Raw genomic sequence first — 18,755 nt, forward strand, 5'->3', positions numbered from 1 at the left:
TTTGAAGTTACCTGCAATCACGCCGATAGATGGGCATATACGGAACCGCACAGAGCCTTGGAGAGTGGCCTAAAGCCTGTGCTGACAGGCCTTCATGCAACGCAACGGCTAAGACGGTCGAAGGCCCGAAACCGGATCAGGGAGACAGGAATGTTCGCAATCATAGGCATCCTCGTGGTGTTCGGCGCCATCATCGCCGGATATCTGATGGAAAAGGGCAACATGCTTGTGCTGATGCAGCCGGCCGAGCTCATCATTATTGGCGGCGCGGCGTTGGGCACACTGCTGATTGCGAATCCGCTGCATATCATCCGCGCGATTGCGAACGGGATCGTTGGTGTCATTAAGCCGTCGCCCTTCGGCCAAGAGCGTTATCTGGAAACGATGAAGATGATGTTTGAGTTTCTCAACAAGATTCGCAAGGAAGGCATGCTGTCGGTTGAGAACGATGTTGAGAAGCCAAAGGAATCGGCCATCTTTCAGAAATATCCGGCATTTCTAAGCGACCACCACGTCATGGATTTTGTCTGCGACACAATGCGCATGGCCGTTACCGGTGGCGTAGAACCGTTTGACATGGATCAGATGATGGAGCGGGATATGGAAGTGCATCATCACGGCGCCGTTGCCCCCGTGACCTCACTGCACAGCATTGCCGATTCGCTGCCGGGGCTTGGAATCGTCGCGGCAGTGCTGGGTGTCGTGATAACAATGGGTGCGCTTGGCGGTCCACCGGAAGAGATTGGACACAAGGTAGCGGCGGCGCTTGTAGGCACGTTTCTCGGCATTCTGATGTGCTACGGACTGGTAGGACCTCTGGCGGCGAACATGACCAAACAGGCCGACGATCAGAACGCTTATCTGCAGGTGCTGCGTGTGCTGATCCTTTCCTTCCTCAAGGGCAACGCGCCGATGATCGCTATCGAGATGGCGCGCAGATCGATTCCTTCGCACGTGCGGCCAACTTTCACCGAGATGGAAAAGGCATGTAAAGGCAGCGGCGCCACTGCGGCAGAGGCAGCGTAAGAGAACACTATGCCCAGCCATGCGAAGCGTCCCATTATTGTCATCAAGAAAGTTGTCAGTCATAAAGGCCATCATGGCGGCGCGTGGAAGGTTGCTTATGCCGACTTTGTGACGGCTATGATGGCTCTTTTTATCGTGCTGTGGCTGATGAACACCAGCACCAAGATAAAGCAAGCCGTGGCCGGATATTTTCACGATCCGCGGAGCTCGCAATCGCAAACTGGAGCAAGTCATGTGGGCGATGCGGAGAATTTGCCGATCGACAAAGACAATGTAGAGAAGCTGAAAGAGCGAATTCAAAAGGCGATTCAAAACCAGAAGGATCTGGAGAAGCTTGCCAAGCAGGTCGAGATCACGATCACGCCAGAAGGGCTGCGCATTGAGCTCATCGAAAACAAGAATGGCACCTTCTTTGAAAGCGGCAGCGCAAAACTCAGTGATAGCGGTCAGGAGCTTTTGGGTATGCTGGCGGGGCAACTGAAGACGCTGCCCAACCATCTTCTGCTGGAAGGCCACACAGATGCGCAGCCGTACGCTCCAGACGCGACTTATACCAACTGGGAGCTCTCTGCTGATCGCGCCAATGCCGCGCGCAGGCTGCTGCGTACCGATGGTGTGCGGCAGGATCAGATATCGCAGGTACGTGGCTATGCCGACCAGATGCTGCGCGTGAAAAATGATCCCTATGACCCGTCGAACCGCAGGATTTCTTTGATTGTGCAGTGGGTGCAGATGGCTTCGACAACAGGAATAACGAATGAAATCGAGAAAGAGCCTGCCAAGCTAGCGGAATCTCTTAAAGTTGCAACGCCGCGGCAGTCAGAGAAATAACAATGCCGAAGTAGCGTTGAGCTATTCTCCTGGCTCTTCCGATTTTGCATTTCGTCGAGATGAGCGCGATGGCCGCTCTTCCGTAATGACTCGATATGCGTTTATCTCGCCTCGATTGCAGTAACGGCAACCGCAGAATGGTTTGCTTCCTTTCGCCTTTGGATGGATACGCCAACCGAGAACCTGGCTTGGAGAATAAATCCTTGTAATCGAGGTTCTGGACACACTATGGGGAACGATAACCTCCAAACCGAGCCCGTCATCATGCTCATTAAAAATGAGCGAGGCTTCTGCTGCGGTAACCTCAAGAAAATCGCCATTGTATTTGCCGATCCAAACCAGTGTTTCAGGAACCAGATCGAACTGCACTGCCTGGATAGTCTTGACCCCGGATCGCTTCAGCTCTCGTAGCCATTGATGAGTTCGAAAGTAATCGAGAACGACGGGCGTACAGTAAAAACCTTTTTGCCCAAGTCTAGTTGACCTTGCAAGAATACCGTTTCGCTCAATTCTGGGAATGTGCTTAGCATCTGCGAGATGAATGAACTGTGCCATCGTTTTGCCGTCGCCATTGCTAGCTTACTTGTGGACTGCGGTTTGAATTTTCCTGACGTGGAGACAGATGTTAGCATGACTGGCGACGGAGAATCCTACATGAAGCAAACAAGAATGAAAACCTTTCCAGCCATCCCATTTCTTTTTGCGTCCATCTGGGGGGCCTGCATACCTGGAACCGCTCAGAATCACGTTGATCCCACTGGGCCGGTCTTTCGCATGGATGGTGGCAATGTTACTTACGCCTTCGGCGTAAATGAGCGCGGTGAGCTGCAGCAACTCTATTGGGGTGGGCGCGTTGCTGCGTCCGACAAGATTGAGCCGGCGCATTCCGATCCCGAGTGGGCCTCATTCGATTCTTCCTACAACAACACGCCACAGGAATACGCGGGATGGGGTTCGGGGCTCTACATGGAGCCTGCTCTCAAAGTCACATTTGCCGATGGCGTGCGTGATCTGGTGCTGCATTACGTCTCAAGCAGCAAGCCTGCAGATAATGCGCTCGATGTAGTGCTGAAGGATATTTCGCGAGCTGTAACGGTAACGCTGCATTATCGAATGGATCCCGAGTCAGGCATCCTGGCGCGATCGGCAACGATCGAAAACAGCGAACCTAAGCCCATCATGATCGAACAGGCTGCCGCAGCCGCTTATTCGCTGCCTGCAGCGCACTACACACTTGAATACCTGAGCGGCCGCTGGGCTGGCGAGTGGACGCTGAACTCGGAGACTATCCATCAAGGACAGCGCGTACTCGAGAGCCGCCGCGGCACTACCGGTCATCAACTCAATCCGTGGTTTGCCATCGGCAAAGACGATGCTGATGAGGAACATGGTGACACATGGTTCGGCGAACTGGCATGGAGCGGATCATGGCGCATCACGGTCGAGCAGGACACGCTGGACAAAGTGCGTGTTACGGGTGGCTTCAACCCCTTTGATTTTGGTTATCAGCTCAAGACCGGCGAGAAGCTGGAGACACCGGCTTTCTATACGGGTTATTCCGACCATGGATATGGTGGCGCTTCGCGTCTCATGAACCAATTCACGGTTACACACATTCTTCCCGAGGCTCCGAACCCGCGCCCGCGGCCTGTGATCTACAACTCATGGGAAGCGACGGAGTTTCATGTCAACGAAGCCGGCCAGGAGGCTCTTGCCGTCAAAGCTGCGGCGATGGGCGCAGATCGCTTTGTGATGGACGATGGCTGGTTTGGCCAGCGCAAAGATGATCACGCCGGACTTGGCGACTGGTACGTGAATAAGGAGAAGTTTCCCAACGGGCTCAAGCCGCTGATCGACAAAGTGCATTCACTCGGGATGGATTTCGGACTTTGGGTTGAGCCGGAGATGGTGAATCCGGATTCGGATCTGTACCGCGCGCATCCGGACTGGGTGCTGAATTTTCCCGGCCGTCCGCGCCTGGAAGAGCGCAATCAGCTGGTGCTGAATCTGGCGCGGCAGGATGTACGCGACTACGTCTTCGGATTTCTCGACAAACTACTTAGCGAAAACCAGATCTCTTTTCTCAAGTGGGACTACAACCGCAACTGGAGCGAGCCCGGCTGGGATCAGATGCCGCCCGATCAGCAAAAAGAGGTCTACGTCAAATTCATCCAGAATCTGTACTGGGTCCTGGCAGAGCTGCGTAAGAAACATCCTGGTGTGGAGATCGAAAGCTGCTCCGGCGGCGGCGGGCGTGTGGACCTTGGCATACTGCACTACACGGATGAAGTATGGCCCTCTGATAACACCGATCCCTTTGATCGCCTGAGTCAGCAGGATGGTTTTACTCGTGCGTATCCTGCGCAGGTGATGATGGCGTGGGTCACGGACTCACCCCACTGGGCTAATAATCGCAGCACTTCCCTCACCTATCGCATGCTGGTCTCGATGCAGGGATCGCTCGGCATTGGCGGCAATCTCAATAAGTGGAGCGATGAGGAACTGGCTACAGCAAAACGGCTGATTGCTTCTTATCATCAGGTGCAAAAGACCATCACGCAAGGTAGCCTGTACCGGTTGATTTCGCCTACCAACGGCAGCGAATTTTCTGCTACCGAGACGGTGTCTCCGGACAAATCTCAGGCCGTCTTCTTTGCCTTTGTGCATTCGACGCAGGAGGGACGCAGTTTTCCAAGACTTCAGCTCTTGGGTCTTGATCCTGCAGCGGAATATGCTCTGACCAGCATCGAAGGTAAAACGCTGCCGGGTACGCCTGAACATGCCAGCGGGGCCTGGTGGATGAATCACGGTGTCGATATCGACCTACATGGAGACTTTCAGGGAGCGGCTTTCCGGCTCGACCGCCGCTAATGTTAAAAGCGCGTGCGTGCATTTTGTGGCTAATGCATACGCGCGCTCCTGACGATGAGCCGATGTAACTATTTACTCGCCGGTGGCACGAATGCCTTGCGGATCGAGGAGTTCGAAAATACAGAGTTTGCGTTTACTGCGCTCGATTCACCAGGAAGCATAGCGGAACGCACAGGAACGGATGGCGCCGGCATCACCACGGGACGCTGGGAAACCATGAGCGCAGCGGCAGTACGCGTGGGAGTGGTTAAGGTGGTGGATTCCACGGACGCTACATCTGGCAGCGCCACCGTGTGAACCGGCGCGGCTGGCGCCAGCGGAGCGGCCGAGAGATTTACCAGTAAAGCCGAGCGCGTGTTCTGCGAATGGATAATTAACTGAGCAGAGGTCGAATCAGACCAGATGGCAGCTTTGACAAACATGCCGGAATCGCCGCGCAAACCGGCTATAAAAGCTGGCTGCTCCTCAGAGTCAGTGCTACGCTGACCGGCGAGGGCGAGCCGCACCGATGGTGCGTTGTCTGTGGAAACAGTGGCAGTTTCAAGTGTGCTCTTACCGGCAACCCAGCCGTCCGGTGCAGCTCCACCAACAATCGCAAGCGTGCCATAACCGACCACAAAGGTATAGTTCGGCGAAGAAAGAGTCCCAGGATTGCCCTTGATAACGTAGTTTGCGTGCATGCCGGGATTCGTCGCTGTTGTAGTGAGTGTTGGATTGCCCGTAATGTGAGCCGTATCCGCAGTGTCGCTGTTCACAAATCCTACAAGTGAGTAGTTGGCGACGATGGGAATTTCGCTGCCTGCTGGCGAAACGATATTGTCTGGGACAACTGTGAGAGGCGCCTTATCAATCTGGAGATTGGGAAATTCAACACGCGTCCTCGCATCTCCAGATATCTGGGCAGATGCTTCCGTGATGCAGACTTCGAGGCCTGTGGCATTCACACTGGCGAGGCCGTTGCCATCGGAGATCGCATAAGAAGGAGTGATGCCTACACCGCGACCTGGAGTGAATTCAACCCGGACACCTGCGACCGGGCGATGCGCAACAGTGTCAACAGCACGCACCACCAGAGGATCGGCAAACGCAGACCCGTACGTCGTCACTTGATCTGATCCGCGCAGAACCTGAAGGCTTGTCGCCGCACTTGCGGGCAGAGCAACACTCGCGAACAAAATTGAGATCGGAAGTAAAGAACCAAAGAAATGTCGCGATGGACTCATGGAAACCTCCCCCTTAGAAACTTCCGATCATGCAAGGAAGTTGTGTCAGGACTCGGAATCCCGTTTCCTCAGGAAGTACGCCGCTGATCAGGGTTTATCCTGAGTATCTGGGTAAGATGGAGAGCAGAACTATCCAACTTTGTCTTATCTTGCTACGACTTTCCCATTTGTCGATGGCAAAATAGGCACTAAAAACAAATGTCCTTCGTAATAGTTACCTAAAAATTAGCGGTGTGAAAAATGTTTGCCCCTCAAACAAGAACATTGAAATAGGCCTTCACCGCATTCTTATTGCATAATTGTGCAATCTCTGGCGCTTTACAGGCCGGGAAATGCGTTGACGGTGTTATTTAAATACTTCGAAACAAATTTGGGTCAGATGGGGCCTGATCGAATGGAACAACTTCTCTGAAAGATTTCAGCCATGGAGAAAAGCATGAAACGACCTCAGTGCTCCCTGCCAATCCGATATGCATGCCCCATTGAGGTTAGAATGCAACCATGAGCCTGACCAATAAGATCTGGGGTGCTCTAATCGTCTTGCTCTTGCTTCTGTTGGTGAAGGAATTGCGATCAAAACATTAATCGACTTATCTGCAGCCTTTGAAGAATCATGTTCGACATTTCGGCGATGCCGACACGTTCCCGTCTGACAGTTTGAATTCAGGCGGAGAATGCTGGAAAGTAATCGCCAATCAATGGTTTCAGATAGGTCTTCACACAATGGCAGCCTCTGATGAGGAGGCTGCCATCTCCCCTCACTGCAAACTTTTCTCAGCCGGATCTGGCTTCTGTACCAGGCATGGTTCAAAGTGTGCCCTCATCCCGGTCGGAATTTGCCTGGTTTTGTGTCTTCATTGGCGAAGACAAGCAGTTTGGGATAGACTTCGTTAGATTTGAGTAATCGTTTTCTCGGAGAGTCTGGCATGGCTATTGTTGCTGGTGTCGACTTCGGCACGCTCAGCGTGCGGGTCACTTTAGTTCACAGTGAACGCGGACCGGCAGGAACAGCCTCAGCGGAATATCCCCTGCACCGGCGGAGAGAAGATCCGGACTACGCGACGCAATCGCACGCCGACCAGATGCAAGCTCTCCAGCAGGCAACAAGAGCCGTGCTGGAGCAGACCGGAATACCCGGCGAAGATGTAGCTGCGATTGCTCTCGATACCACCGGCTCCAGCGTAATTCCCGTCGACGGCCAACTACAGCCGCTGGATGAGTACTACCTCTGGTGCGATCATCGCGCAAAATCTGAGGCCGAAGAGATTACAGAGCGAGCTCATGCAGCGGGTCTCGAAGCAATCGAGTGGTGTGGTGGTGTGTATTCGCATGAGTGGGGCTTCGCAAAGTTGCTGCATTGGCTGCGGCATAACCCTGAAAAGCACGAGGCGTTCGCCACAGCGCTGGAACATTGCGATATGGTTGCGGCTACGCTCTGCGGAGTGAAATCTGTCGAAGACCTGAAGCGCAGCGCTTGCGCCATGGGCCACAAGTGGCTATGGAATCCAAGATGGGGAGGCTTCCCTTCTGAAGAATTTCTCGCCTCGGTCGATCCGCTGCTGGCAGGTGTTCGCAAAAAGATGGGCGGTCAATTTCTGACTTCAGAGCACATTGCCGGATATCTCTCAGAAGAGTGGGCGGCCCGGCTCGGTTTAAGAGCCGGAATTCCGATTCCGGTCGGAGCTTTTGACGCGCATTGGGATGCCATCGGAGCGCATGTTCGCGAAGGCGATGTGGTGAATGTCGTGGGCACCTCCACCTGCATTATTGCCATGGCAAAGCAGGCATCGCTTGTGCCCGGCGTCTGCGGTGTGGTGCCGGGCAGCGTGCATCCGGACTACACCGGCATTGAGGCAGGACTCTCAGCTACCGGGGATATTTTTGAAGCCATCGCCAGACGTGCAGGCACAACCGTTGCGGCGCTTTCCCAAGGGCTCGATTCATATCGCGCGGGGCAAACAGGCCTGTTGCGCTTGAGCTGGGATAATGGAGATCGCACAGTTCTGGTCAACCCAGAACTTGGCGGCGTAACGCTGGGCTGGAATCTGCTGCACACTGCGCAGGATGAATTGTTCGCAGCGATTGAAGGCACCGCATTCCACACGCGCATCATTCTCGAACGAATGGCGGAGTATGGCGTCCGCGTAGACCGTGTCATCAATGCAGGCGGCATTCCGCAGCGCAATGAGGTACTCAACCATGTTTACGCAAATGTGCTGAATAAGCCGGTGCTTGTGCCCGCTGGCGTGCCGACAAGCCTGGGCAGCGGCATCTTCGCACTGCTGGCGGCAAAGATCTACCCCACGATTGAAGCAGCACAAGAGCAAGTTTGCCTTCCTCTGCGCACAGTGGCGCCCGATCCAGTTGCGGCGTCGGTTTATGAGAGGCTTTACAAGCACTATCGCGATCTCTACTTTGCGCTTGGTCGTCGCGACGCATCCGCTATTGCGCTGGGTGGCGTCATGCCGGCGCTTCGAGCAATTGCTGCAGAAGCTCGATCCTGACATCTGACTGGAGTATCGATTATTCCTGCGTTTCTAGATAGAGGACGGCCGTTTGTAATTCGCGGAAACGATCGATGGTGTGTTGCGTGTACTCTCCATGGTGCGGATCGGCAATCAGATCGGCACAAGGCCCCTCACAAGCTGCCATAAACGGAAAGGCAGGATCCTGTAATTTGGCCTTTTGTTCAACAGAAGCAGCAAAGGCATCGAGATCATGTTGCATCCCTTGCCGCATCCTAATCATCTCCGGATTATGAATAAACTCTTTATCCCCACGCCGAAGCTCGGAAAGCTCATTCCATAGCAATGAAACAGCGGTCAAGGCCGCCCCAAGAATGGATTGCGCCTCACGCATGTGACGCTCACGATCAACGCCAAAGTCATACTCCACAGCGTCGTTCATCGAGCGTATGGAAGCCATTGTCTTACCTATGTGATCGCGCAGCACGTCGGTTTGCTGAATGAGACGTTCGTGCGGCAACGCTTCCAATTCCATCTGAAACAAACGGCTTTCCTCTTGCAGGATCGACGCAAAAGCGCGTCGCATGATCGTAACGGTACGTACAGGCCACATTTGGTCAAAGACAAACCACATGACAATAAGCGCAACGAGAATACCGATAAGGCGGTCACGTGGCGGAGCGAGCTCTGTCGGAGGCTGAAAGTCCTCAAATGCGACAAGGTAGAAAGAGAAAGCGATCTGCCACCCAACGTAGCCAAATTGGCGGCCTCCCGCGATCCAGGCAGATGCAAAGGCAATACAACCAACCAGCACGACCAACGATGTGATCGAGTCCATGTAGGGAAACAAGAAGATCGCACTGCCCAGTCCCAGGATGAGGCCTCCGATAAGCGCGCCGGCGAAGCGAAAGAGAAATCTTTGCTTCAGAGCTCCGGTCGAGCTGAGTCCTGCGATTAAGACCGTAGTTACCGAAGTAGAAATGCCGGGCCAATCAACCCCCCAATAAAAGAGATAGCAAAGCGTCGCGCAGAGGCTGATCTTCAGCCCGAAATACCAGGTTTGCTTATTGTGAAACGCACCCGGAATGAAGAGCGGAACTTTTGCCGAAGGAAGCGCTACCAGATTCTTGTCACGCGCCGAGCTAAAATCATGTGGCATCGAGGCAATGATGTGCAGGTTGCCCTCGACACGATCAAGGAGAGTCTCGGTCTCTCCAAAGCCCGGAGTACGATATCCCTCATGCTGAGGGACTCGATCATCCAGTAGCGCTTCACATTCTTTTGCTATCTGAGCACAGCGTTCCCGGGTCACAGGATCATCGACCGTGGCATACTGCAGACCAAAAGCTGACGCCACGTCCATAAGCTGCGCCAGCATGGTGATACGAACGCGCGTTCCGATAGGAAGATCGCCCACATCAAGATTACGGTCTACCACGGTGTTATAGAGGCGCTGCATTCCCGACTGACCGGCTACGGCCAGGCGCGAAACACTCATAACAGCGTCGCCAATCCTCTTTGCATCCGCGCCTTCGGCGTAAAGCGAAAACATTCTTGCAAGCGCACGATACCTGTTGCGCCGTTCCGCAATCAGTTGTTGAGCAGGATTCCTGGCGGCAAAAATGTATTCGATTGCTACCGACGATCCAACCGCGATGCCGGTCGCGGCCAGAATCCAAAGCGATGTTTTCACCAGTGGATTGGCTGGAGCACGCCGCTCCCATAACGCAATCAGCGTGCAAAAAATGAATCCCCACATGGATCCCAGCGTTGGAAGAGTGGTAGAAGCTACAAAAGTTCCCGCAATAAAGGAGACGACAATCACGCCTAAAACACGTGCTGCCGGATCATTATCTGTGATGGCGACCAAGGTCAGCTCTGTCGCTACAGCCAGCATGAGAGTAATGAGCGACATAATGCCGGAACGAAGCGAAATCGATGGATTGTCACGCCCGATGATAAAGATAAAAAACAAAGCCACCGACGCAAACGGCACCTGCCAGACCATCAGTAATATGAGCGTGATAAGGCTGGCAAGCGTGATACGCAGGCTTGCGCTCAGACGGCCTTCGGTCGGCTGCAGGTCGAGCCGGATGCGTTCGGCCCAGATGGACGCGCGACTGGGCATGTCTGGTTATCTCACCACGGTTACAGCGGTTGAACCGATGCGAAAGAGTTTTGGATCAGGATCCTGAATCCGAATGCGCACCGGGAAGCGCGATGAGAGATGCACCCAGTTCAATGTGCGCTCAATACTTGGCAGACCCTCAGCGACAGAGGAATCCTCGGGCAATACTCCAAAACCGATGCTTTCGACTACACCTTTGAACTTGCGATCGGGGTGCTCCATCAGATAGACATCGACGGGAGAACCAAGGTGAATTTCTTTCAGTTTGGTTTCACGATAGTTCGCAATGACGTACCAGGTCGTGGTGTCGATCAAGGTAAATAGTGGAGCTCCGGGATGCGCGTAGGCACCCACCGAGATATTGAGATTGGTGACATAAGCGTCAAAAGGTGCAACGACGCGGCACCGCTCAAGATCGAGCCGCGCCTGATCGATGCGCGCAGCCTTTGCCGGGCGCTCTGATTTCAACGTAACCAGCGTATCCACTGTATGGATAGCCTGACCGAGCTTAGCCTGCGATGCAACTGCGGCGGCATCGGCCTCCTGCCTGCGCGACAAGGACTGTGCCTGTTGAGCTTGGGCTTCCTGCAGCGCCGCCTGCGCCTGATCGTAGTTGCCTTGAGCGACGCGAAGGGCCGTGCGCGTCTCATCCACTTGCTCTACAGTTACGTATTGCTTCTGCAGCAATGGCTCGATGCGGTTGAGGTTATTGGTTGCTAGCTTAAGCTGAGCCTCTGCGGCAACGACTGCCGCTTTCGCGCGTTCCACCGCGGCTTTACTTACATCCACAACACGCCCTGCGGTTTCTACTCCGGTCGAAGACTGATGCAACCCGGCGCGAGCTGCTTCTACGCCGCTGCGTTCCGCAGCAATACGGCGTTCTTCATCGAGAATCTGCCCTTCGAGGGTCTGCTGATCCGCCAATGCCTGTTGCAGCGCATATTCATATGGACGAGGATCAATCTCGAACAGCAGATCTCCCTTTTTTACATAGGCATTGTCTTTGATCGGCAACCGAACCAGCCATCCGCTAACCTGCGGAACGATGCCAATGTAATTCGCCCAAACGCTCGCATCATCCGTCCGCGGATAAAGATCGGTGAGCAGGATTGCGAGCACCAGTGCGACTACGGCGCCTCCTGTAACGAGAATGCGGACATTACGGCCGATTCGCTTGCGCCTGGCCAGTTCGACGTCGCGCTCAATGTCTACGGCTGAATTGCTGGCAGCACTCATGCTTCACCTACCGGAACAGAACAAGCCATAAAAGGCATGTGATGAGGATGACGGAGCAGGGATAGAAAAGAGCCAGAGGTCCTACCTCCTGCTCGATGCGATAGCGGAGCAGCAAATAACGCACGCCAAAGGTGAGAATGACTCCAAGAGTGAGGCACACAAGCCACACAGGGAAAAATGAACCAATGATGTCGATAGAAGGCGCTCTGCTGCATCCGAGACAGCTCAACGCCGCGCTCAGCGCCATAACGGTAGTGACTCTCTTCTGGAAGCTTTCGATCATGGTTTCTGACCATCCTGCGTTTGCGTTGCAGCGGGTTGATTACGAAGCAGATTGCCGGTGACAAATTCAAGATTTACCGCCTCAACAAAGAGCGCAGAGCGGGATGCAACCCCCGCGAGCCTGGCTTGCGCAAGCTGGCGCTCAGCCGTAACGACATCAATCAGATTCTTCACACCATATTTGTATGCGTCGAGAGATGCTGAATACGACGAGTTCGCCGAGGTGAGCAGTGCTTCGGCTGCCTGCTCTTTACGCAATGCAGTGCGAAAACCGATATAGGCTGTCCACACTTCGCTGGTGGCCTCATCTTCTTTCTCCCGCATCTCGTCCCGGGCCGATCGTGCCTTTGACCGTGCAATTTCCAACTCATTCTTGCGCGCGCCACCATCGAAGATGCGCCACTGCACGCCTAGCGCAACAGACCAGGTCGGCTCGCTGACAGGCGCGAGTATGCCGTAGTCCGTCGTAGGCCACAGCGAGGTTTGTGCTCCATTCGCGGAGAGCCCAATAGTCGGAAAATATTCTGACTTGGCTGCGCGCGTTTCTTGATCCGCAGCCCGTATCTCCGCTGCCTGTTCCTGCAGGTCAGGACGGCCTTTCACGGCGCGGTCGATCAATGCATCGACTGACATCGTGAGGGCCGCGGGCAATGGCGTCTTATCCGTATTTTCAATCTGGATTTCCGGCGACGGCTCCGCACCGACAATCTGGCGTAGTTGCACGCGGGCCACCTTTTCATCGCCGTCGGCAGATTCAAGATCAAACTGAGCTTGCGCGGTCTCCGCTCTGGCATTCAATACATCGGGCAATGTCGAGCGTCCGTTGTTAAGCTGCGCCTCGGCGGCATCCTGCGTGGTCTGTGCAGTCTTAAGCGTTTCCTTTGATGCGATCAGGCGCTCCTCAGCCGTGACGAGGCCATAGTAAGTTCGCGCCACGTTGAACGCCACCGTCTGATTGGCTCGGATAAAGTTTGCTCCCGCCGCAATTTTTTCCGCTGCGGCTGCGTCTACTTTGCCTTCACGCTTGCCAAAATCAAAGATCAGATAATCGAGATCAATTTGCGGTACGACCGCCGGCACCTCGACCATCACATATCCACGTGGCGCCAGAGGTTTTGTGAAGGGCTCAATCGAGCGAGAATCCGCAAAAGCAGCAAGCCCAGACAAGATCGGATAGTAGGCACTGCGCGCGATGCCTAGATTCTCCGCAGCCTGACGGGCACGTTCCCAGGCAAGGTGCGTCTGTGGATTATTCGTTTCGGCGATATTGATCAGTTCAGCCAGAGAGTACGGATGCGAGGGATCGACTTCGGCCGCTTTATCGATGGGCGTATGCAGCCTGGCACATTCGGCCGCCGACTCGGGAGTAGTGGATACCGCTGCGCACGTCTGCTGAGGCTCTGCCTCAGTCGCTGCGAGAAAAATCATAGAGCACACTACGACCGTAGCAAACCAGCGCATCAGTTGCGCGTCGCGGCTGCGTCGTTGAATTGAGCTGCAATCCATATCGGTGTGGAAATTCAAGTATTGCAATGCGAGATTGTACGCCGTAAGGGTCCCTACAAAAACCATGGCAGCAATAACCTTACGAAATCAAGTACCAAAAGTGGTGTTTTGCGGCTGCCTGCACAATCAACACAACAAGACCATCGCTGACTCTTGTGAATACCTTAAGAGCCACTGTCTGAGATCAGCCTATCTGCCGTCTACGATGCGCAGATGCCATATTTAATTTTGAGAAAATCTTTGAGAATTGACGGCAGCGCGACACACAGTTCCTGCCAGGTAAGAATCTTGAGGCGCGTACGCAAATCGGCACTGCGAACCGCATGGATCACCTGAAACCATCGGGCTTTCCAGTCACTCCCCCGATCATCACAGAGCAACAGATAGGTTGCATCATACGCATAAGCGGCGAGAACTCCGCGAATGAATTGATAATTTTGGAATCGTCCAGCCTCCGAGACCAGCAGACTGACATCAAAGACTTCTTCAAAATCACGATAGCGTTCCAGGAGCCGTCTGGGGGCTGAAGGAGAATTCGACTCTGTCAGTTTGGCCTCAATGAAGAGATCGCCAAGGCGCATGTCCAGTTCGGTCCGGTCTCGCAAGCCATTGTGGCTGGAGAGATCTGGACGGAAGCCGTATTCCGGGTTCAAACCAGCTCCAATACCGAGAAGCGCACATACGGCCGGACGATGCAGCACTCGTGGATAGCAAAAGATATTCATAAGCAGAGCATCGGAACTGTTGGAACAATCCAGTTCGCAATGTTCGTTTTCCCATCCACGCACAATGGAGCGCGAAGCAGAGTAGCTTTTTCCAAGCCGCCTCAGCCAATCGGGATTTGCACAAATGCTGCGATAAGAAGCAGGGAGAAAATTGCCGTGGCGTCCATCCTCATCTTCCCTGTAGAGTGTGGTTGGAATTGAGCCGGTTGTAGTCTCATGAAGGCTGTCGTCGGCTACCTGCTCATTTCGCCACGCAAGTTCTCTGCGCAGCGCAGTCGAGCTTGTGAAACGACCGTTATGCCACATGCTTGCGATTATAGGCGAAGATAAAGAGAATCTGTGACCACTGATGTCCGGGGAGATCACATTTGCAGAGGCCGCTCCTTTAAGCCCCTCTGCTTCCAGCTTTGACCAATTAGAAACAGCCGCCTGAGGCAGAGCGGTGCAAAGCTTGACAGGGTGTTTTTTTGAACAATCCTCGGGTTCCGGCAAAGAGGTTTTTCGCCTTTCTGCCCCCTACTGTATAACTAAACAACGCGGATTCTGAAAGATGCGAGCAACGTTGCCATGAAATCTGGGTTTCTAAGTAACGTAATGAGAAAGGAAAACATGAAATCTGTCTTGAAGCCGATCCCGTTCCCGGTGATAGCTTTCGGCCTTCTTTTAGCCGTAACCGGATGCAAAAGCAATCAAAATCAGACGGCCACTTCGGATCAAAGCGCGCAGGATCAGAGCGCGGCCACAAGCGCCAATCCTCAGGACCCAAATGATCCCGCCAATGCAAATCTGGCTCCTATTCCAACAACCTATACACAATCTGCGAGCACATCTGGATCTGGAACTTCTTCCGGAGCCTCAAGTGCAAGTTCCGGCGCGAGCGATTCTGGTTCCGACTACAGCGCCGATTACGATGACGCCAGCTACAATCCCGAGCCGGATGAATATGCCGATCAGGCTCCGCCAGAGTTGCCTACCTACGAGCAACCGCCCATGCCGGCTCCGGGTTATCTCTGGACTCCCGGCTATTGGGGCTATCAATCGACCGGCTATTACTGGGTTCCGGGCGCCTGGGTTGAGCCTCCTTATCAAGGAGCACTTTGGACTCCTGGCTACTGGGCATTCAACAACGGCCGCTATGGCCATATCAATGGCTACTGGGGGCGGTATATCGGCTTCTATGGCGGCGTCAACTATGGCTTTGGCTACGCAGGCATTGGTTATCAGGGCGGATACTGGCACGGAAACCAGTTTGCCTACAACCAGGCGGTCAATAACTTTGGCAGTGTCCGTGTTGAGAACGTCTACAACCGCACGATCGTGATCAATCGGACAATCATCAATAACCACGTCAGCTACAACGGGGGCCCACGTGGAATCACGTTGCGTCCAACTCCCGCTCAGGTTGCAGCTTTTCGCGCTCCTCACGCTCCACCGATGAGCGCTCAGTTGGAACTACGGCGAACTGCCTCGACGAACCGCGCACAGTTTGCTGCAGTCAATCATGGACGCCCAGCGATGTTTGTCGCCGCCAAAGCCCTTCAGGCCGATCGCAACATCCATCCCGCCCCAGTCATCAGGCCACCGGTAGTTCATCCTGCAGAGAACCGGGCAGGTGAGCAGCCACGCCTTGAGAACCGTCCACAACCACAGCAGCCAGTTCGCCCCGAAAACAGGCCTGAACCTCAACAGCGTCCTGAAGCGCGTCCGGAGACTGCGCATCCGCAAGCTACGCGTCCAGAAGCTGCGCGTCCGGGGGCGCGTCCCGAGGAGCGGCCTCAACCGCAGCGCAGCGAACAAGCACGTCCCGCATCTCATCCGCAACAGCAACGGCCAGAGGAACGGCCCCGTTCGGAAGCTCACCCTCAACCTGCGCATCCGGCGGCGCATGAAAAGCCGGAGCCTAGAAAGCCAGAGGAAAATCCCAGATTTTAGGATTTAGTTACCTCAAATCGTGCCGGCGCGCAAAGCTTTGTGCGCCGGCATTTTTCATGGTTTGTTGTATCGAAACAAGAACAGATCCAAACCTTTCGCGAAAACGCCAGCCAATCTTTTCTTTTATGGCTGCTTCAGATCACGGCGCAATGCTCCGGCAGTCAACTCGTCGGCTTTGCGAAGATCGGGAAACAGGACTGTCCAAAGCCCGGTAACAACCATGGCTCCAATGCCCCCATAAATCGTTGCCCTCACGGCGCCAAGCCATTGAGCCGTCAAGCCGCTTTCAAACTCGCCTAGTTCATTTGAGGCGCCAAGGAACATCGCGTTTACAGCGCTCACTCTTCCACGCATCTCAGGGGGCGTTGCCAACTGCAGCACAGAACTGCGAACGACCACGCTGACCATGTCTGCCGCACCCGAAACGGCAAGTGCTATAAGGCTAAGAGCTAAATTTCGCGAAAATCCAAAGACAACAATCGCTGCGCCGAAGATGCCGACACAAACAAAAAGGCGCAGACCAGCCTTGTTGCGCAGCGGATAACGCGCCAGCATAAAGGAAACAATGAGTGCACCGGCAGCCGGCGCAGCGCGCAAAACACCAAGCCCTGTGGGACCGGTATGCAGGATCTCCTGGGCAAAGATTGGCATGAGCGCAGTCGCACCGCCCAACAAAACGACGAACAGATCAAGCGAGGAAGACCCAAGCAGGATCGGCGTATGGCGCACGTATTTGAATCCTGCCAGCACCACCTGTAACGAAAGATCGCGATGCTCCATGCGGCCAAGCCGGATCGAAAGCGATGCGATCAGCGCGAGAAAAATGACGAGAGTGCATAGGGTCGCGATATACACGATTCCCGCTCCGGCCAGCGCTCCACGCAACGGCAGCGTAAACAAAAGGCCACCGAGCGCTGGACCACCTATATTCGCAAGCTGGAAAATCGCCGCGCCCCATGTGACTGCATTTACGAAATGCCCCTCTGGCACCAGATGCGGAATAAGCGCGGAACTGGCTGGGCCAGAAAAGGAGCGTCCCGTACCGATCAGGAAAAGAACAGCGTAAATGAACATCACATTCTGCAAACCCATCACTGCAATAGTCAGCAATGCGCCGGTGCAAAGCACCTGCAGCGAATAACAGATCAGAATGATGATGCGACGGTCATAGCGGTCGGCAACATGGCCGGCTGGAATGAGAAAGAAGAGGTTTGGCAGAAAAAGAGCCAAGCCTGTAAACCCCAGGTCGAGCGCCCGATGTGTGATGGAGTAAACCTGCCAGGCTACAGCAACTGTCTGTGCTTCCGCGCCAGCGATAACAGCCATGCGCGCCATCTGATAACGCCGAAAGTCACGTGAACGAAAGGCAGCAAGTCCTCGTGCGGGCGCTTTTCCGGAGTCCATAGGTGTCCGTTGATCGAAGATCCTTGATCAGATGGGTCTCGCCGGGAACTGAAGCGCCCAGTTGTGTTCGTGTCAATTCTTGGGCGCGAAATAGCCTTCACGTGCGCGGACCTGATATCGCCGGTCGAGCGCAAAGAGATAGATGGTGCGGAATGAACCATCAGCCTTGAAGTCAGCCGGAGTATAGGTCAGATCGTACTGACTGCGCAGCTCATCTTCAATGCTCTGAAAACCGACGCCCATCTCGTCCACTGATGGAGGGAAGAATGCACGTCCACCCGTCGCCCTCGCCATCTTTTGCAGCACATCGTCACCCCTGCCGCGGCTCGGTGTCCAGTTGGTGCTGATGGCATAGATAATGGTTTCGGCACGCTGGCATTCCTTGATCGCGTCTTCCGCGTATGCGCGGCTCTGGTTGTCGTTGCCGTCGGAGATAACAACAATGGCGCGGCGCACAGGCTCCTGGAAGCGCTCCGCGCCGAGCAGCTTGTCGCGGCATGCAGTGTAGACAGCATCGAAGAGTGCCGTACCGCCGCCTGGGCGTAATTTGGTGACCCCGGTTTGCAGCGCATCGAGGTTATCCGTCCAGTCCTGCATGATCGTAGGTGTCACATCGAAGCCCATGACAAACGCACGATCTTTGCGAGAACGCAATACCTGTAACAGGAACTCATTCGAAGCCTGCTGCTCAAACTGGAAGCGGGAACGAATAGATGTACTGGCATCGATCAAGATACCGACACGCAGAGGCAGATTGGTTTGCTGGGTAAACGACGAAATCCTTGCAGGCGCTTTCTGATCGTCAAGCAGCGCAAAGTCGCTCTGCTTCAGGTTCGGAACGAAATTACCGTGCTTGTCAGTGACAGTGAAGATCAAATTGACTTCGTTCACTGACTGAATGATGCGGTAGTTATCATCGTTGCCACCCTGTTGCGCACCGGGCTGCGTTTGGGCCGGTTGTGTCGTCTGCGCAGGTTGCGGTGTTGCGGTTGACCCGGTGGATCCAGAAGGTTGGGGAGTTGCCGGCTGCTGAGCGCGGCCAATCACGGGTGCCGCAACGCTACACGCGAGCAGGCACACCATGGCGCAGACCCATTTAGCAGCCTTGGAGACTTGTCTGCTCATC

The 18,755-nt window shown here is 54.6% G+C and carries 14 protein-coding genes; 5 read left to right on the plus strand and 9 right to left on the minus strand.

Going from position 1 to position 18,755, the window contains the following annotated elements; genetic code table 11:
* Window positions 1-150: 150 nt before the first annotated feature.
* Both motA and OHL22_RS09665 read left to right on the plus strand, forming a co-directional pair.
* Window positions 151-1,026, plus strand: a complete 876-nt coding sequence (gene motA, locus OHL22_RS09660) for a flagellar motor stator protein MotA (protein WP_263336169.1) — start codon at window positions 151-153, stop codon at window positions 1,024-1,026.
* Between the two features lie 9 nt (window positions 1,027-1,035).
* Window positions 1,036-1,857 (plus strand): flagellar motor protein MotB, encoded by an 822-nt coding sequence (locus OHL22_RS09665; protein ID WP_263336171.1) that lies wholly within the window; start codon window positions 1,036-1,038, stop codon window positions 1,855-1,857.
* 21 nt (window positions 1,858-1,878) lie between these two features.
* Here the strand turns inward: OHL22_RS09665 and OHL22_RS09670 are convergent, their stop codons facing one another.
* Window positions 1,879-2,412: a hypothetical protein gene (locus OHL22_RS09670; RefSeq protein WP_263336174.1), complete on the minus strand. Its 534-nt coding sequence runs from the start codon at window positions 2,410-2,412 to the stop codon at window positions 1,879-1,881.
* Between the two features lie 99 nt (window positions 2,413-2,511).
* Between OHL22_RS09670 and OHL22_RS09675 the strand changes: the two genes are divergently transcribed.
* Window positions 2,512-4,728, plus strand: coding sequence for an alpha-galactosidase (locus tag OHL22_RS09675; protein WP_263336177.1), 2,217 nt, complete (start codon window positions 2,512-2,514; stop codon window positions 4,726-4,728).
* A gap of 68 nt (window positions 4,729-4,796) precedes the next feature.
* Here the strand turns inward: OHL22_RS09675 and OHL22_RS09680 are convergent, their stop codons facing one another.
* On the minus strand, window positions 4,797-5,951 hold the full coding sequence (locus tag OHL22_RS09680; RefSeq protein ID WP_263336179.1) for an MBG domain-containing protein: 1,155 nt from the start codon (window positions 5,949-5,951) through the stop codon (window positions 4,797-4,799).
* 926 nt (window positions 5,952-6,877) lie between these two features.
* Between OHL22_RS09680 and OHL22_RS09685 the strand changes: the two genes are divergently transcribed.
* Window positions 6,878-8,455, plus strand: a complete 1,578-nt coding sequence (locus OHL22_RS09685) for a ribulokinase (protein ID WP_263336182.1) — start codon at window positions 6,878-6,880, stop codon at window positions 8,453-8,455.
* Between the two features lie 19 nt (window positions 8,456-8,474).
* Here OHL22_RS09685 and OHL22_RS09690 read toward each other — a convergent pair whose 3' ends face one another.
* From OHL22_RS09690 to OHL22_RS09710, 5 genes are all read right to left on the minus strand, one after another.
* The gene (locus tag OHL22_RS09690) at window positions 8,475-10,544 is read right to left on the minus strand and encodes an FUSC family protein (RefSeq protein ID WP_263336186.1); all 2,070 of its coding nucleotides are present in this window, start codon (window positions 10,542-10,544) and stop codon (window positions 8,475-8,477) included.
* A gap of 6 nt (window positions 10,545-10,550) precedes the next feature.
* Window positions 10,551-11,780, minus strand: a complete 1,230-nt coding sequence (locus OHL22_RS09695; RefSeq protein ID WP_263336188.1) for an efflux RND transporter periplasmic adaptor subunit — start codon at window positions 11,778-11,780, stop codon at window positions 10,551-10,553.
* Between the two features lie 7 nt (window positions 11,781-11,787).
* A complete protein-coding gene (locus OHL22_RS09700; RefSeq protein WP_263336190.1) occupies window positions 11,788-12,063 on the minus strand; it encodes a YtcA family lipoprotein in 276 nt (91 codons plus the stop codon).
* Window positions 12,060-13,490, minus strand: coding sequence for a TolC family protein (locus tag OHL22_RS09705; RefSeq protein WP_263336192.1), 1,431 nt, complete (start codon window positions 13,488-13,490; stop codon window positions 12,060-12,062). The genes OHL22_RS09700 and OHL22_RS09705 overlap by 4 nt, the downstream gene beginning before the upstream one ends.
* A gap of 278 nt (window positions 13,491-13,768) precedes the next feature.
* Complete coding sequence (locus OHL22_RS09710) at window positions 13,769-14,599, minus strand: PGN_0703 family putative restriction endonuclease (protein ID WP_263336194.1); 831 nt, start codon at window positions 14,597-14,599, stop codon at window positions 13,769-13,771.
* Between the two features lie 303 nt (window positions 14,600-14,902).
* Here OHL22_RS09710 and OHL22_RS09715 point away from each other — a divergent pair, with 303 nt between their 5' ends.
* Window positions 14,903-16,225 (plus strand): hypothetical protein, encoded by a 1,323-nt coding sequence (locus OHL22_RS09715; RefSeq protein ID WP_263336196.1) that lies wholly within the window; start codon window positions 14,903-14,905, stop codon window positions 16,223-16,225.
* 123 nt (window positions 16,226-16,348) lie between these two features.
* On the opposite strand, the gene OHL22_RS09720 is transcribed toward OHL22_RS09715, so the two are convergent.
* Window positions 16,349-17,629, minus strand: coding sequence for an MFS transporter (locus OHL22_RS09720; protein ID WP_263336199.1), 1,281 nt, complete (start codon window positions 17,627-17,629; stop codon window positions 16,349-16,351).
* 72 nt (window positions 17,630-17,701) lie between these two features.
* On the minus strand, window positions 17,702-18,754 hold the full coding sequence (locus OHL22_RS09725; RefSeq protein WP_263336201.1) for a VWA domain-containing protein: 1,053 nt from the start codon (window positions 18,752-18,754) through the stop codon (window positions 17,702-17,704).
* Between the last annotated feature and the right edge of the window lies 1 nt (window position 18,755).

The sequence above is a fragment of the Acidicapsa dinghuensis genome (assembly GCF_025685685.1).
Taxonomy (GTDB): Bacteria; Acidobacteriota; Terriglobia; order Terriglobales; family Acidobacteriaceae; genus Acidicapsa; species Acidicapsa dinghuensis.